The following is a 16,429-nucleotide window of genomic DNA, read 5'->3' as shown; positions in this document are numbered from 1 at the left end:
TCTCCTGAGAACGTTTTAGCGCTTGACCCAGGCCTGAATAACCTCTTGACCGGCGTGACAAATACTGGACTTGCCTTTGTGCTGGATGGTAGAGGGTTGAAATCTCGAAACCAATGATTCAATAAGCAGGTTGCCAAATTCAAATCGATTCTGACTCATGGCAAGCCATCCATGAAGGGCGCGACCTCGAAGCGAATCCAACTTAATACCCATAAGCGAAATTGCTACGTGCGAGACTACATCAACAAAGCAGCACGGTGGGTCGTCAACTTCTGCTTGGAAAACGACATCGATACGATCATCTACGGTCGAAACAACGGGCAGAAAGATAAAATCAATTTGGGTGCAAAAACGAATCAGGAGTTCGTGCAAATTCCGCACTACAAGCTGTTTAGACGAATTAAGCAGCTTTGTTTAATTTTCGGGATTCGATTAGTCGAAACCGAAGAATCTTATACGTCTCAAGCCTCGTTTTTTGATAATGACTTCTTGCCTACGTTCGGTGAAAAACCTGAAGGGTGGAAGGCATCAGGAAAACGAATTCTTAGAGGGCTGTACCGAACTGCTCAGGGATGGCTCATCAATGCAGACTGTAATGGAGCCTGCAACATCATGAGAAAGGTAAGCACAAAGCTCAATATCGATTTGAGTGGAGTGTGTAGAGGGGCTGTGGCAGCCCCTTCTAAGGTCAAGTTAGAGCAGATTGGCTTTGCTCTAGCCTAACTCAGAGAAGCCTCGCCGTTCCACGGCGGGGAGTGTCACGACTACCCAGTGTTCACAGGTCAGCACGCCTGCCGAATTGCTGCGAACTTTAATGAGTGGACGGACGACGACGGCGGCACCGCTCAGAACAGTATTTAACGTCTTCCCAGCAGGCTGACCACTTTTTACGCCATTGAAATGGGCGACCACAGACGGGACACACCTTTGTAGGCAATTCGGCTTTGCGACGCTGTTTTGCCATGGTAATGAACGCCTAGCTGACAATTGCCTCAGCAGCAGTCACACACTCAGAGAGCTGTGCCAACAAGGTGGCGTGATCTAGCTGTTGGCCAATGAGTACCAGTTGATTTTTGGGGGTGCCTTTCCAGTCCTCATCATCCAAGCTAAAGCGTTTACCACTGAGATGAAACACATGGCGGCGAGGGCTTTCCTTAAACCAAAGAATGCCTTTAGCGCGAAACACTGTTTCTGGCAACTGGTGATCTAGAAAATACTGAAATTTGCGCAGTTCAAAGGGGCGATCGCTCTCAAATGAAACTGAGGTAAAGCCATCCTCTTCAAGATGATTTGAGTGAGCATGATGGTGGTGCCCATGATCATCGTGATGATGGTGATCGGGGTGATCGCAGTGCTCATCACACTCATGTTCGGCAGTCTCATAATGGTGAGCTTCAGGGTTCGGCTGGAAATAGCGATCGCTCTGGAACAACCCCACACTCAGGATGAGGGGTAGAGGCACTTGGGCATTGATGGTGCGGATGATGCGGGCACCTTCGCGAGTCTCACGAATCCGAGATTCCAAATAAGCGAGGCGTTCCTCACTGACTAGATCTGCTTTATTCAGTAGGATAATGTCGCCATAGGCAATCTGGCTTTGAGCAGCACTGCTGTTGAACAGATCAAGGCTAAAATTCTCAGCATCAACTACGGTAATAATGGAGTCCAAGCGGGTAACATCCCGCAAATCGGTACCGATAAAGGTGAGGGCAACCGGTAGGGGATCCGCCAAGCCTGTCGTTTCTACCACGAGATAGTCCACCTTGTCTTGACGCTCGAGCACCCGATAGACCGCATTAACAAGGTCATTGTTAATCGTGCAGCAGACACAGCCATTGTTTAACTCCACCATGTCGTCGTCGCTAGCCACCAGTAGCTCATTGTCAATGCCAATTTCACCAAACTCATTGACGAGGACAGCGGTTTTTAGTCCCTCCTGATTGGTGAGGATGTGGTTCAGGAGTGTCGTTTTGCCACTCCCCAAAAAGCCGGTGATGATTGTAACGGGCAAGCCGTGCTTGAGAGCATCCATTCTTACGGCAGAGGTGAGGGTTGGCGCAGACATAGGCATCCTTGAGCAATTACGACAAATGGGACGAATGGAAATTATCTTCACGATTATAGCGAGCAAGGCGTTGCTGAATAGAAGTATGATGTTCGGGTTTGAGTCTTGCCGCCCTCTCCCGAAGGAGAGGGAACAAGAATCTTAGCTCCCTTCTCCCTAGGGATAAGGGGTGGGGATGAGGGCAATTCATAACTACATTCAGCAACACCGCGAGCACTATCCGTCGGATCAGCTAACGACTAAGTATTGACTGCCACTGGTGTAATCATTGATGGAATTGGCGAAATCTCTGCCTCTGACTGTTTAGCAGCAGCCGTGCCATTAACGACAATGCCCAATATTTTGTCCTTTAGGCCAAGATCATATTCCTTGAGGGCTGTTGCAAAGGCATCTCGTTTAGTTTTGCCGAGGCGAACCACAAATAACGATTGCTCCACCCTAGCCAATAAGCGATTGGTTTCCGCAAAGGAGAGTAGGGGAGCAGTATCAATAATCACCAGATCAAACGCCGCGTTGGCAGCGTCTAGTAAGGCGTGCCATGCATCACTGCTCAGGAGTGTCATTGGCTCTTGCTGGGGCTGACCCGCTGTCAGCACCCACAACCTTTCGGTCTGGGCGCTTAAGAGGCTTGACCATTCGGGCAGGGGAAATGCCCCACTCAAAAGGTCTGCCAACCCCGATGTGTTGGCAATGCCCAACGTCTGATGGAGTCCCGGCTGCCGTAAATTGGCATCGATGAGTAATACCCGCTTACCGATGGCGGCTGCGGCTAAAGCCATATAGGCCGCAATAGTGCTGCGCCCTTCACCTGCTTGTGCCGAGGTAATCGCAAGGCTTCGCTGCAGACCAAGCTGCTCTAAATGGCTCAGCAGAAAGTAAAAACTTTCCTTAAACGCTGGTGTTGCCCCAGCAAGGTGGTGTTGCAGCCCCCAAAGGGTCAGAGGGGCTTCCAAACGGCTAAACGAATACTGATCAAATTCACTGGCAATAGGTACTTGGCCAACAATCGGCAAACGGGTGTTTTGACGAACCTGATCCACCTCCAAAAACCGCGCATCCAGTAGCTCCAAGAGCAGGGCGAGCACCACCCCAGAGATGCCCCCTAAAACAAGAGCGATCGCCAACGCAACCAGCAGCCGCATCGTTGTCGTGTACTGCTCAGTATCCTCAATATCCGACAGTAGCCGCCATGTAAAATCTTGCTGGGCAATTTGTAGTTGTAGCGATTGCCGAGTTTGCAGTAACAACTGCAGAGATTGCTGTGCCGCTGCCATGCGCTGTTCAATTTTTCGGTAGGGATTCGCCAACCGCACGATGCGATTTAGCTCTGCGCGCACAGTATCTATTTGCCGCAAAAGCTCAGCATCCATGCGTTGTAGTGATTCCATTTCAACTTTGGCTTCAAGGTACTTGCCAATTAATGCTTCGGTAACAGTCCCTTGATAGCCAATGAGACTCTCAGGGTTACTGACTTGATTACGGCGAGCAATTTGTTGAGCTTCCTGCTTGAGTTGTGCCAATAATAAACGCCTTTCTTCCTCAAGACTGCGAACCGTTGGGGAATTAGGCTGTAACCGCGCCATTTCTTGCGCCAAAAGTTGCTCTGCATCGGTTAACTTCTCAAGCAGACTCTTATAATTCTGTGATGTATTCAAATTTGAAGCCACAAGCGCTTCTGCAGGTGACATTCTTAATTGTCTGTTTAAGGCATCAAACGTTTCCCGTGTAAATTCGAGCTTACTATCGTTTTCACTTTTAATTTTTAATAAGTTTGCAAGTTGCACCCGATACAGATCTGCATCGCTGCTACCACCTTGCCCACCGCTTATGCCCCCTGCAATAGCTCCACCCACAGAATCAGGGCGTAGCACTTGATGTTCAGATCGGAACTGATTCAATTGATCCTCAAGCTCATCAATTTGGCTGAGAGTTTTTTGAATTTCTTGATTGACATATCGTAGGTTTTGAAAAATCTGTTCCTGCTTTTCTGCTTCGTTAAACTGAGTCAACTCTTTTGAAATTAAATCGAGCGCATTTTTTACTATATTTTTATTATTTGCTGAAAAAGTTATTTGAAGCACTTTGGCATCACCACGATTACCCAATAGTCTAGTTGATCTTGGCTCCTCAATACTGAGACTGTTACGAAAAGCGCGATAGGTGTACGTTTGTGGATCTAAGTCGGGATTTTGTTCTACCAACTGCTCATAGAGCGGCCTGAGGACTAAATCACTATTGAGGATTTGTACAAACGTAGTGGTATCTCCTACTGCTTCACCTGAGGGGAGCGCTAGACTCGGTACCGATTGGATGAGGCCACGAATAGCCTCTAAACTGGTACCCTGCCTAGCTCCTAAGGGCTTGATGGCCTCTACCTGTAACGAAATGGTGTGCTGATAACTCCTTAAGAATAGGAAATAGTAGCCTAAGTATGCTGCTGCAGTGACTACGCCAGCAATGATCGCAGGTTTCCATCGCCGCTTAATGCCCGCTAGAAATTCACCAATGGTGATTTCATCAGCAGTCATGGGTTGCAGAAGGCTTTCTGAATGAGGCTCAGGGTCACTCATTAACAGACCTTCTGCCCCCAAGCTACCATTTGCATAACGACTGTCTAGTGACATTAACGCGAACCTCAGTACAGCTAGATCTGAATTTGATAAAAGTCACAGTACCACTCCACAAATCGCTGCACACCAACCTCGACGGAGGTCGTTGGCTCATAGCCGGTATCCTCCTTGAGAGCCAAGACATCAGCATGGGTATCGGGGACATCACCGGGTTGTAGGGGCAGAAGGTTCAACTGTGCTTTTTTACCAAGATAAGTTTCTAGAAGCTCAATATAGCGTAGCAGTTCCACCGGCGTGTGAGCACCGATGTTGTACACCCGCCACGGGGCAAGGCTGGTTCCGGGATCCGGGGCATAGCCATCCCACTGAGGATTGGGGGTGGCAGGGCGATCCAGCACACGAATAATGCCTTCGACAATGTCATCAATATAGGTAAAATCCCGCCGATGCTTGCCATAGTTAAACACTGGCAATGGTTCATCATTGAGGATCGCTTGGGTAAACTTAAAGAGTGCCATATCGGGTCGCCCCCAAGGGCCATAAACGGTGAAAAAGCGCAACCCTGTGGTCGGAATACCGTAAAGGTAGCTATAGGTATGGGCCATCAGTTCATTGGCTTTTTTGGTGGCGGCGTACAGGCTCAGGGGATGATCAATATTGTCGTGAACAGAGAAGGGGAGTTTTTTGTTAGCACCATAGACGCTTGAACTACTGGCATAGACAAGGTGCTCAACGGCATGGTGCCGACAGCCTTCAAGAATGTGGGTAAAGCCAACAATATTACTATCGATATAGGCTAGAGGATTCTCAATGGAGTAGCGCACCCCCGCTTGAGCCGCAAGGTGAATGACTCGCTGTGGCGGATAATCTTCAAAAAGCTGGTTTACATCTTGGCGATCGGCTAAGTCGATTTTTCTAAAAACAAACTGGTGAGTTTCCTGAAACGGTTCCAGCCGCTGGAGCCGTGCCTTCTTGAGGCTGACATCATAGTAGTTGTTTAAGTTATCAAGGCCAATGACAATGTCGCCCCGCTGTAGCAGCTTCAGAGCTACTGCATTGCCAATAAAGCCCGCAACGCCAGTCACCAAAATATTCATGCAAGCCGTCTCCTAACTACAGCCGACCATCGACATCGTCCTTCGCTAAAATCCACTTCACATCATAGAGAACACCTTCCGCCTTAAGCAGTTGACGAATTCCAGCAGACCCCATATCGCGAAATTGTTGATGAGCTACAGCAATCACAATGCCATCCCACATATTGGGCTGCAGATGCTGAATAGGCTGAATTCCGTATTCTATTTCGGCTTGTATGGCATCAACCCATGGATCATAAACATCAACGTGCAGACCATAGCTTTGGAGTTCAGCAATAATATCAACAACACGAGTGTTCCGTAGATCTGGACAGTTTTCCTTAAAGGTTAAGCCCATGACTAAAATACGGGCTTCTGAAAGACTAATTCCCTTTTTAGCTAATAATTTTAGAAACTGTGCCGCTACATAAAAGCCCATATTATCATTGATACGACGACCAGCCAAAATCAGCTCAGGATGGTAGTTGTGGGCGATCGCCTTATAGGTCAGGTAATAGGGATCAACACCAATACAGTGCCCTCCCACTAATCCTGGCCGAAAGGGTAGAAAATTCCATTTAGTGCTGGCTGCAGCTAACACTTCCTCGGTATTAAGCTCCAACAAATTAAAAATGAGTGCCAGTTCATTCACAAAAGCAATATTGATGTCTCGCTGAATATTTTCAATCACTTTTGCAGCTTCTGCAACCTTGATTGAGCTAGCTTTGTAAGTCCCGGCAGGAATAATTGACGCATACAGATGATCGACGAAGTCGGCAACTTCAGGGGTGGAACCTGACGTGACCTTTTTAATCGTGGTTAAACGGTGCTCTTGATCACCCGGATTAATACGCTCCGGACTATAGCCCACAAAAAAATCCTGATTAAACCTCAATCCTGATTCCTGCTCCAGAATCGGGACACAGACTTCTTCAGTAACCCCCGGATAAACTGTAGATTCATAAATGACGACACAGTTAGCAGATAACACTCGGCCAATACTGGCAGAAGCTTTCTTCAGAGGTGTTAAGTCAGGAATTTTATAGCGATCAATCGGGGTCGGTACAGCAATAATAAAGACGTTGCACGTTTTTAGCGCGTCTAAACTGGTCGTGTAGCTCAGTAGTGTAGAGGCTTGTAAATCTGCCTTGCTAACTTCTCCAGTTTGGTCGCTGCCTTGAGCTAACTCCGCAATGCGCTGTGCATTGACATCATAGCCAATAGTACGGTAGAGCTTGCCGAATTCAACGGCCAATGGCAAGCCAACGTAACCCAACCCAACGACAGCAATTTGTGGTTTTCCTAGAGAGTCAAAAGACATAGAACAATCAGCCATGTACAACAGCTTGCAGGTTTAGCTCCTAACAAGACTAGCACTCACGGAGTAGTTTGAGGTACTGAGCATTAATTTTCCTGACATCAAACAGCTCCACCGCCATCTGGTAGCTGTTGTAGCCCATGGATGGGATCAAATCGGGGTTCTCAATAAACTTCTGCATTGCCTCAATAAGGGCAGTGACATCTCGTGGTGGAATGAGAAAGCCATTATAGCCATCAACAACCGTTTCGCGACAACCTGGCACATCAGTCGTAATGACCGGTCGCCCCATGGCCATGGATTCTTGCGTACTGCGGGGAACACCTTCGCGATAAGACGGTAAGACAAAAACACTGGTGGTGGGTAAATAGTCCTTGACATTCACAAAGCCAAACCACTCAACCACCCCTGAGGCTATAAATTCATCTATCTGCGACTGAGATAAGCTACCTGGGTTTGTGTCTAGCCCACCAATCAACCAAAATTGCACTTGAGGATAGATAGCTTTTAGGTGCTGAGCAGCCGCTAAAAATTCAAGGATACCTTTTTCAATAAGCAATCTTGCAACAAGTGTAAACGTCAGAGGCGTAAGATGAGGCGGACAAAAAGGCCACTCTTGAAGGTTAACTCCAGTTCCTTTGATAACTAGCGTTTTATCCTGATTCAGACCGCAAAGCTGACTAATCTCGCAACAATCATCTGGATTCTGGAAAATAACCTTATGGGCAAAAGGTAACGTCAGCTTATACAAAAAGGTTAAAATATTTTTTAATAGATTTTGCTTTAACTTGTCAGTCGGTGTGAATGCATAGCCCAAACCAGTAAATAGGACAAGTCGTGATTTGACATTAACGAAATTAGAAGCTAATAATCCCCAAATAATTGGCTTCGCGCTAATCGCTAATATAGAATCGGGATTGACTTGTTTCATTAATTTGACTAATGAAAAAAAGGATTTTATATCATCTAAGGGATTAATGCTATTGCGAACAAGATAAAAACTATGACAAATTGCACCAAGAGCATTGAGCTTTGATTTCTCTACCTCAGAAAAATCAGGTGCTAAACAGTGCACCTCTAAGCCTGCATTTGCAAGTTCTGCAATGAGCTCACTCCGAAAGTTCAGCAACATCCGAGCATTGTTGCAGAGCAATAAAATTGACAATGATTTTAATTCAATGCTATTAGAAACAGATTGAACCGTCATCTTAAATAAAAGGATACATTCGGTAAGGAAGCCACACAAAAGCGTGATCTGCAAATTGAAGCCATGTCCATAGTACCACAAAACTGTACCCAATGATTAGCAAGAGCCAACGAAAAAATAGCTGACGTTGCTTTGGGAAGAAAAGATACGGTAAATTTCCAAAAACATAGAGTTGAATAGGAATTAAGTATAAAGCGAGGCGATCGGCAATAGTTGTTGAGCCTGTTAGCAGAAGCGAGAATGAGAAAATAACTAACCAAGATAGTGCCAGATAAACCTTTGGTGAATGTTTGAAGAAATTTTTACCTCTATAGTACTCTAGGAGAAAGATTATCGCAGGCAATAAATTCATTGATAATCTAATTAAAGCTCCCGAGGATGACATTTGACCTTCTATGTAGCTGCTGACAAATTTGGGAGTTGATTCTATAATTGTTGTTGCGCTCGATGACAAAGCAAAAGTGACTATCATTAGATAAATAGTATTAATTACTTTTTTTTCTTTAATTAACTTTATTATTTCTATTAAAAGTGGGACTAAAAGTAAAAATATTACAGTTTTATGAAACAAAAAAGCTAGGAACAGATACATAAAAAACTTTACCCACTTATTTTCAATAAGTGCAAGAATAGCTAACAGCTCAAAGCCAATAGCGGCAGCTTGACGTGTGTATCCCATTGCTACAACTGTAGTCAAATAAGGAAATGCGACACTTAGACCTAAGTATGGATTTTTTAATTTATTGCAAAAGCTGAAAAGACAGGAAACAAAAATGATAGCCAAGCAGAAATTAACAAAATATATATCTTGATTTAAGGCAATAGCAATCTTATTAATCCAATAGTAACCGGGATCATAAAATATAGTTTCATATCCAAACCAAGGTGTAGATTTAACGCTCTCAAAAATATAAAGATATCCTACCCAATCTCCGCCTACTTCAAAACGCAAGCCAATAAACAATACATAAACACAAAAAAGAAAGACTTTATACCACTGGGGTACTTCGATAATGATCGGGAAGCTGGTTAGGGCAAATACTAGAAAATACGGAAACATAAGCAAGTCATTACACTGAACGGTTGTTTTCTAGCCATGCCTGAAACATTAAAATATCCCAAAGCTGAGAAGCCCAGTTGCGATATCCTTGACGATGTTCTTGCCAGTACTGCCAAATAGATTCAGGATATAAAAAACCCTCTTGTTTGAGTCGTGTAGGGTTCAATAAGTCCTCGACCCACTCTCGTAGTTCATGGCGTAGCCACTGGGCAATAGGAACACCAAATCCCATCTTTGGCCGTTCAATGAGTTCTTTAGGAACATGCTGATAAAGGATATGACGCAGAATGTGTTTTCCTGTTTGCTGCTTGATTTTCATCGATAGCGGCACAGCACAGGCAAATTCAACAATGCGGTGATCTAACAGAGGAATGCGGGTTTCTAAGCTAACCCCCATTGCTGCCCGATCTACCTTAGCCAAAATATCATCAGGAAGATACGTGAGCACATCTAGTATCATCATGTATGACTCGAATGGCAATCCAGACAACCAACTGGGTGGTTCAATGGGTAGTGACGTTGGCTCCTTGCCATCAATGACTATCTTTGAAGGTGGATCAAAATGCGATAAAAAGGAAAGATAAACACTATCTTGCGACCTTAGCTCACAAAGCTTAGCTAGTTTACTGATTTTATCGCCAATAGTTGTATATCTTAAGTGTTTGGGTAAGAAGCGGTTGATACCGCCCAACAATTGATCCCATTGCCTTGGAGGTAGAACTTGAAGTGCAGTTGCTAACATTGTACGTATGGGTGCTGGGAGTAATTGTATTTTTTGCCAAATACTTGGAGCCAAAAAATACCGCGTATAGCCTCCAAATAGCTCGTCCCCACCATCACCGGAAAGTGCCACAGTTACGTGCTGGCGAGCGATCATCGAGACTAAAAAAGTGGGAATTTGCGATGAATCGGCAAAAGGCTCATCATAAAGGGTTGGTAACTTGGGGATGACATCCCGAGCATCTTGACCTGTCAGGTAGTATTCTGTGTGATCTGTGCCTAGATGGGCAGCTACCGCTTTAGCATACTGTGCTTCGTTATACTGATCTTCGTAAAAACCAATGGAAAAAGTCTTGACCGGTTGAGCAGATTGACTTTGCATCAAGGCCACAACCGTAGAAGAATCAACCCCCCCAGACAAAAATGCGCCCAGAGGAACATCGGCTAGGAGTTGGCCTTGCAAACTTTGCCGCAGCAGTCGCTCCAGCTCATCTGCAGCTTCTTGCTCTGTTCCTTGAAACGGGTCAGCTAAACCTTGCTCAACAGCTGCTTGTAACGACCAGTAGGCTTGCGGCTCTCCTTGGATGCCTTTTACCAAGGCGTTAGTAGGTAACTGAAGGTAAGTGCCCGCAGGTAGCTTCCAAATGTGCTCGTAAATGCTGTAAGGTGAGGGAACATAATTGTAACGTAAATATAATGTGAGTGCTTGGCGATTAATTGAATTTTGAAAATTAGGGCAAGCTCGCAATGCTTTTAGTTCAGAGGCAAACACAAACGCATTATTGACCCAGCCGTAGTAAAGGGGCTTTTCCCCGATGCGATCGCGCGCTAAGGTTAAGGTTCGTTCTGAACGATCCCACAGAGCAAGAGCAAACATGCCCACTGTGCGCTTTAGGGTGGCTTCAATGCCCCAGTGAGCAAATGCTGCTAAGAGGGTTTCTGTATCCGAGTGACCCCGCCAAGCAGGCGCAGCACCAATGCTTGTCAGCAACTGTCGCAGATCCAAATGGTTATAAATTTCACCATTAAAGACCAAGACATAGCGGCCACAGGCGGAGACCATGGGCTGATGCCCTGCTGGCGAGAGATCTAAAATGGCCAGACGACGGTGCCCCAACGCAATTCCGGCCGATTCATCGATCCACGTTCCCTCATCGTCGGGACCACGATGATAGAGAGTTGCCACCATCGTTTGAACCGTTGACCTCAAGTCCAGAGACTCACCAAGGCTCATTAACCCAACAAGACCACACATCTGCTTAACATTGCCTCTGATAATTAGTTACTACTGACTCTAGCAGATGAACGAAGATTAAGGTAGTAGCTATAAGCCGATTGATTATTCGATTTACCAAGAGTTTACTGATTGATCTGAGTAGCTGCAATCTTAGCTACATGGTTACCCTAGGCACATCAGATAAACTAACTCTTAATGGCCAGTGTACACCAATAAGGTGGATGATCTGAAAAGCGAATATCAGTAAAGCCAGCATTAGTTAGCATTTCACTAATTTCAAATCGACTAAAGCGCTGCTCTAGTTGTGTTCCAAATCGATCTAGGGCATCATTTCTCATTACATAAAATGGTTTATCACGATAATATGCTAATGGCCAAGAATCAGGTAGTACATGCAAATAATCTAAAAGCAATGCTGTTCTTGCCAATGGCCAATAAATAAATGTACTTATAATTTGACTAATGAAAAAGCGCAAAATATAAGGTAAGCGAGATACTAAGCGACGTATCCAATCACTACACCACCATAAAACTTGATAGAAAAAGCAACGGTTATCAAATGCGTAATAAACATAAATTAAACATGGAGCACCTTTTTTAAGCTTAGCAGCAATGCTATGAATACCTGCTACCGGATTAGGCATATGGTGAAGAACGCCAAGGCAAAATGCAAAATCTAGAGATTCATTCTCTATAGGTAAATCTTCAATAGAAGAATTGATAAAGCTAACATTTGTAAAGTGCTTGAGATTTATTTTTGCAATCTCTAAAGCTTCTGGACTAGCATCAACTAGAATGAGATGGCCAACCCGTTGAGCTACAAATTTAGACCAACGACCACTACCACAGCCTAAATCTGCACACACAGCTCTAGGCGGTAATCTTGACCAGTCAAGTAAAGAAAAGTAATCCGAAAACATTTGCTCTAGCACTTGCTCGTTAAAGTTTCTATAAGTGAATCTAGACCACTCGTCGCCGAAACCACGAACAACTTCAGGATCTATATTTTCATGTAAATTTTTAGGCTCTGACATACCTTCTGCCACCTTTTCCGTTCGAATATTAAAAATTCAATGGTAATTACATTATTTGACCATTCAAATGCTTTGATCGGCTGAATTTTAACTCTGAAATTCAGAAATTTATCAAACTTTATCAATATGATGAGTCTGCACATTAGCTTAATGCCGTCTTTGATGATTAGCAAGTACTAACTCTAACAAGTGAATAAATTTTGGGGCAGTAACCTGTAAGCAATAGCATTGCTCAACTCGCTGACGACCTACCTTTCCCATTTGAATACGTAGCTCAGTATCTTGAATTAAGGTTTTGAGGGTACAGACCCACTCCTCATGATTTGAGGCTAAAAATCCCGTCACACCATGAATAACAATTTCAGCATTAACCCCAACAGGAGATGCAACTACAGGCAAGCCACAGGCCATATACTGAATTAACTTAAGACCACACTTGCCCCGCTCCCACGGCTTATCAGGTAAAGGCATAATGCCAATATCGCATTCCAGCAGTTCGCTGACTTCTGTTTTTTCTGCCCAAGGGCGTATATTGACAGTAACACCAGGAATACTTGTTGAGCGACCACCAATTACATGTAATTCAATCGGACAACTAAGCGCTACGCTTTCTAAAGCCAGATTAATCTCTTGGAGATAGTGCTCTGTTTTTGGAGTGCCAATCCAAGCAATTTTCACAGTATTAGTTTTAGTATGTTTTTTCATGCTTTTATACTTTTCCAAATCAATAGTAGTTGGAAGAATTTCTACCCATGGTGCACCAGCTTTTAGTGCATATTCAGCAAGGTAAGAATTGCCAACTGTTACTAAGTCTGCACATCGCATAACAGAAGCAATTTTAGAGCCAAGTATATTTCTAATTATTCTTAATTGATGGCAATCATATTGATGAAAAAGAGCATCATCATAATCAACAATTACAGGAATATTCAAATTTTTAATAAAACTCTCAAAAATTGCAGGAAAATAAGGAAATATTTCTTTCTCAATTATCACAATATCGAATTTATTTAATTTTATTAATGTTAATAAACGTTTAAAAAATGACTGAAAAGCATCCAAGTATTTCAGAAAACTACTCTGATATAGGTGAGTAACATAATTTTGATTAAATAATGCCGCTGTATAGCAGATAAAGCCAGCTTTTTGTAGCTTTTCATAATACTGGAAATACCGATATCGGCTGCTAGCTCCGCAGCGATCATATTTTGTGAGAAATAAAATTTTCATCGCTTGTTTTCAAGTTGAGAGTAGATTTGCTTATATTTTTCAATCCCTTCTTCAAGAGAGAAATATTTTTCTGCTGTGTAACGACATCGCTTACTTAACTCACTATCATTTAATAAGTCAATTATATTATTTACAGCTTCAACCATTGATAAATCATCAAAATTCCTGAGAACTACTCCTACTTTTTCAGTCTCTATAATTTCTGTCATATCACCAATACCGTCATTAGTAACGCATGGAAGGCCACAAGCTAAAAGTTCTCCAAGCTTAGTAGGGCTTGAAGCAATTTTAGAGTAAGCAGGCTTAATAAAAAATATTACTAAGTGCATTTCAGCATACTTTTGAGGGATGGAAGATGGTAATGCAGATTCAATTGAAAAGCTATTAGGGTTTATCTGTTCTTGTTCTATTTTCTGGATTATATAATGGTGCTCTCCTTTATTGATAATCTTAAAAAAACAGCCATTACTATTTTCATTTTGAAGGTGTTTAAAAAATTTTACTGCTTTATCAAAGAGATACCATCCACTAGCCGAACCAACATAGCCAACTATTAGTTTATTTTTATTTAAAAATATTTTTTTTTTGTTAATGTTAAATAAATTTAAATCAGTGCACGTAGTAATATAGACTATCGATAAATTTTTATTTTTTAGATATGTAAGTTTATTGATTTCATCAATTGCTGCTTTTGTTAAAGAAACAACTGAATCTGCACTGAGAAGAAACTGCTTTTCAAACCACTTGGCTGTTAAATATAACCAGCTATCTTTTGCCCAAAGATCAGCATCAACGCGTTCATCAGCCCAAAACCCGCGCATATCAAAAATGAATTTTACACCTAGAATTTTTCTTAATGCTAGCGCAATAATTGAAGGTACATAACTTCGGGCATGAATAATTTTAATACGTTTAACAACTATTAATACAAAAGCAACAAGTAAGCCTTGCAATATGTCAAAGCTGGTCGCTAAAATAGTAGGTGATTTGTGGTATTTTAGTGGTATCCAATGAATCTGTTTTGCACTTACTTGCTTTTTTAGACGATCTCGTTCTGTGTCGTTGTTCCAATCATGGCTTTTCTCAAAGCTAAGAATATAGATTTCATACGAACTACTTAACCCCTCAAGGTAACGTAAAACTTGAGACTGGCCTAGCGGCTCTAACAACCCATCGTAGGTAATATAAAGAACTCTAGTACTCATCTGAAAACATTACTGATAGATATTGCTTTGCGATTTTCTCGACACTAAAATCTGCTGCTCGTTGCTTTAAGAAATTAGGATCGGGAGGATTAGTCAGTGTTTCTAGCATAGCAGCAGCAAGGGCATCAGCATTTCCAACAGGTACCAGCTTACCATATTTACCATCCTCAAGAATTTCTCTTGGGCCGCTAGGGCAATCTGTAGAGACAACTGGCAAGCCACATGCTAAAGCCTCAACAATAACATTACCAAAGCCCTCATAGTTCGATGAAAGTACGAATAGATCAGCTGTATAGTAAAAAGGTGCAGGATTTGTATGAAACCCTGCAAAAATAATTTTATCGATTATTTTTAGTTCTTCTGCCAGTGAGTATAATTCCTTCTCTAGATGACCCCTTCCTACTAACATTAAGCAGCTTTGTGGTAGAGAAAGTTTAGCAAAAGCATACAATAAGAGCGCATGATTCTTTTGCTCTTTTAAGGTTCCAACGGTAAGAATTCGCTGCCCTCTAGGTCGCCGCCAAACAAACTCAGCATTCTTTAGTTCCTGATTTGCTGGACAATTAAGCAAGCGTAGTGGGTTATTTATTACAGTGATTTGTTCTACTGGAAGCTTCGCTAAAGCACTCATGTCCTGAGCGACACCCTGTGAAACAGCAATACGAGCATCAGCAAGGCGATATCCTATAATACTTGATAACTTGAGTAAAAATCTATGCTTCTTACCCCAGTCTTTATATTGTTGACTTAACATACAGTGTTCTGAAACAACGATTTTTGTATTTACCTTAGGAAATAGCTTTACTAGGGGAGCAATAACAGTAAGTGGCCACATTGCCACTAAAAGAACCTCAGGTTTTTTATCTCTTAAATATTTTACTAGAGGAAACAAAATGTGTCGAAAATTAGATATATCTAATGGCGTTACTGGGCATTGAATTTGTGCTTCTTCTAAAAACTCACCCTTGGCAGAGCAAAGCAAATATTCAATAGAAAATCCTTGCTCAATAAAACTTTTGCCTAACTGGAGTCTAACTTGTTCAACGCCTCCACCTCGGAAGTCAGGTAAAAGAATACAGATCAATTTGTAGTTTCTATGTATCTGATTGTACTCAGGATTATTCAAGTAACATCTCCTCGATAGCCATAAAGTCGTAGGCCAAGACCTATAGAAATTTAACTAGAAGTTTAACTCCTCCAATATCTAAAGGAGTTAAGCGATGAACATTGTGAGAAGGTAATAAAACCACAAGTTAATATTATCACATCTTGTTCTGATGATGTCTAAGATCGTCCTAAAAGTGTAATGATGGAGAAGTATAATTTGACGATTTTCTAGTTCACAGGTGTCGAATCCTGCAACAAAACTTAATATTTCTCTGCAGTTAAGCCCCTCTTAGGTACCGCTCGCCCCATTGAAACTGGCAAACCATCGAAATCATTGACAGTCATCAACAGGAAGAGATAATTGAAGTGTTGAAGCAAGCAGTCTTTTGGGGTGATAACACAGGTGGAAGAGGTGAGCCTAGATGGATCTATCGGACTTGGTATGCTAATGTAACATGCTATACGAAATCTGAGATATGCAGCTACTTCTAACTGATCTACTAAACCTACCTGGAATTGAGGTTGAAGATTATACCGATGTTGCGGGAGAATTGATTCTTATAGTGGAAGCAAAGACAACCGAGGCGATTTAGATCGGAA

At 42.7% G+C, this 16,429-nt stretch carries 13 protein-coding genes; 1 reads left to right on the top strand and 12 read right to left on the bottom strand.

What is annotated here, in order from left to right:
* The first annotated feature begins 171 nt into the window (after positions 1-171).
* Positions 172-723, top strand: a complete 552-nt coding sequence (locus L5220_RS12190) for an IS200/IS605 family accessory protein TnpB-related protein (RefSeq protein WP_499573886.1) — start codon at positions 172-174, stop codon at positions 721-723.
* Between the two features lie 88 nt (positions 724-811).
* Here the strand turns inward: L5220_RS12190 and L5220_RS12185 are convergent, their stop codons facing one another.
* The 12 genes from L5220_RS12185 to L5220_RS12130 form a co-directional block, all read right to left on the bottom strand.
* Entirely contained in the window at positions 812-964 is a 153-nt protein-coding gene (locus L5220_RS12185; RefSeq protein ID WP_099798050.1) for a DUF2256 domain-containing protein, read from the bottom strand.
* 12 nt (positions 965-976) lie between these two features.
* A complete protein-coding gene (locus L5220_RS12180; protein ID WP_499497899.1) occupies positions 977-2,065 on the bottom strand; it encodes a CobW family GTP-binding protein in 1,089 nt (362 codons plus the stop codon).
* Between the two features lie 239 nt (positions 2,066-2,304).
* Complete coding sequence (locus L5220_RS12175; RefSeq protein ID WP_499573884.1) at positions 2,305-4,593, bottom strand: polysaccharide biosynthesis tyrosine autokinase; 2,289 nt, start codon at positions 4,591-4,593, stop codon at positions 2,305-2,307.
* A 116-nt stretch (positions 4,594-4,709) separates the two neighbouring features.
* Positions 4,710-5,732 carry an NAD-dependent epimerase gene (locus L5220_RS12170; RefSeq protein WP_499573883.1) on the bottom strand — a complete coding sequence of 341 codons (1,023 nt, stop codon included), beginning with the start codon at positions 5,730-5,732 and terminating at the stop codon, positions 4,710-4,712.
* A 16-nt stretch (positions 5,733-5,748) separates the two neighbouring features.
* On the bottom strand, positions 5,749-7,047 hold the full coding sequence (gene tviB / locus L5220_RS12165) for a Vi polysaccharide biosynthesis UDP-N-acetylglucosamine C-6 dehydrogenase TviB (protein WP_499573880.1): 1,299 nt from the start codon (positions 7,045-7,047) through the stop codon (positions 5,749-5,751).
* A gap of 34 nt (positions 7,048-7,081) precedes the next feature.
* Positions 7,082-8,236, bottom strand: coding sequence for a glycosyltransferase family 4 protein (locus tag L5220_RS12160; RefSeq protein ID WP_499573878.1), 1,155 nt, complete (start codon positions 8,234-8,236; stop codon positions 7,082-7,084).
* A 1-nt stretch (position 8,237) separates the two neighbouring features.
* Positions 8,238-9,296, bottom strand: a complete 1,059-nt coding sequence (locus tag L5220_RS12155; protein ID WP_499573876.1) for an EpsG family protein — start codon at positions 9,294-9,296, stop codon at positions 8,238-8,240.
* A gap of 10 nt (positions 9,297-9,306) precedes the next feature.
* On the bottom strand, positions 9,307-11,271 hold the full coding sequence (gene asnB / locus L5220_RS12150) for an asparagine synthase (glutamine-hydrolyzing) (protein WP_499573874.1): 1,965 nt from the start codon (positions 11,269-11,271) through the stop codon (positions 9,307-9,309).
* A gap of 167 nt (positions 11,272-11,438) precedes the next feature.
* The gene (locus L5220_RS12145) at positions 11,439-12,287 is read right to left on the bottom strand and encodes a class I SAM-dependent methyltransferase (protein WP_499573873.1); all 849 of its coding nucleotides are present in this window, start codon (positions 12,285-12,287) and stop codon (positions 11,439-11,441) included.
* 147 nt (positions 12,288-12,434) lie between these two features.
* On the bottom strand, positions 12,435-13,517 hold the full coding sequence (locus L5220_RS12140) for a glycosyltransferase family 4 protein (protein WP_499573872.1): 1,083 nt from the start codon (positions 13,515-13,517) through the stop codon (positions 12,435-12,437).
* Positions 13,514-14,722, bottom strand: coding sequence for a glycosyltransferase (locus L5220_RS12135; protein WP_499573870.1), 1,209 nt, complete (start codon positions 14,720-14,722; stop codon positions 13,514-13,516). The genes L5220_RS12140 and L5220_RS12135 overlap by 4 nt, the downstream gene beginning before the upstream one ends.
* On the bottom strand, positions 14,712-15,848 hold the full coding sequence (locus L5220_RS12130; protein ID WP_499573868.1) for a glycosyltransferase: 1,137 nt from the start codon (positions 15,846-15,848) through the stop codon (positions 14,712-14,714). Before L5220_RS12130 ends, L5220_RS12135 begins: the two co-directional genes overlap by 11 nt.
* Positions 15,849-16,429: the final 581 nt, after the last annotated feature.

The organism is Synechococcus sp. PCC 6716 (assembly GCF_022570815.1).
GTDB classification, from domain to species: Bacteria; Cyanobacteriota; Cyanobacteriia; order Thermosynechococcales; family Thermosynechococcaceae; genus Thermosynechococcus; species Thermosynechococcus lividus.
This window is presented reverse-complemented; position numbering and strand designations above follow the sequence as displayed.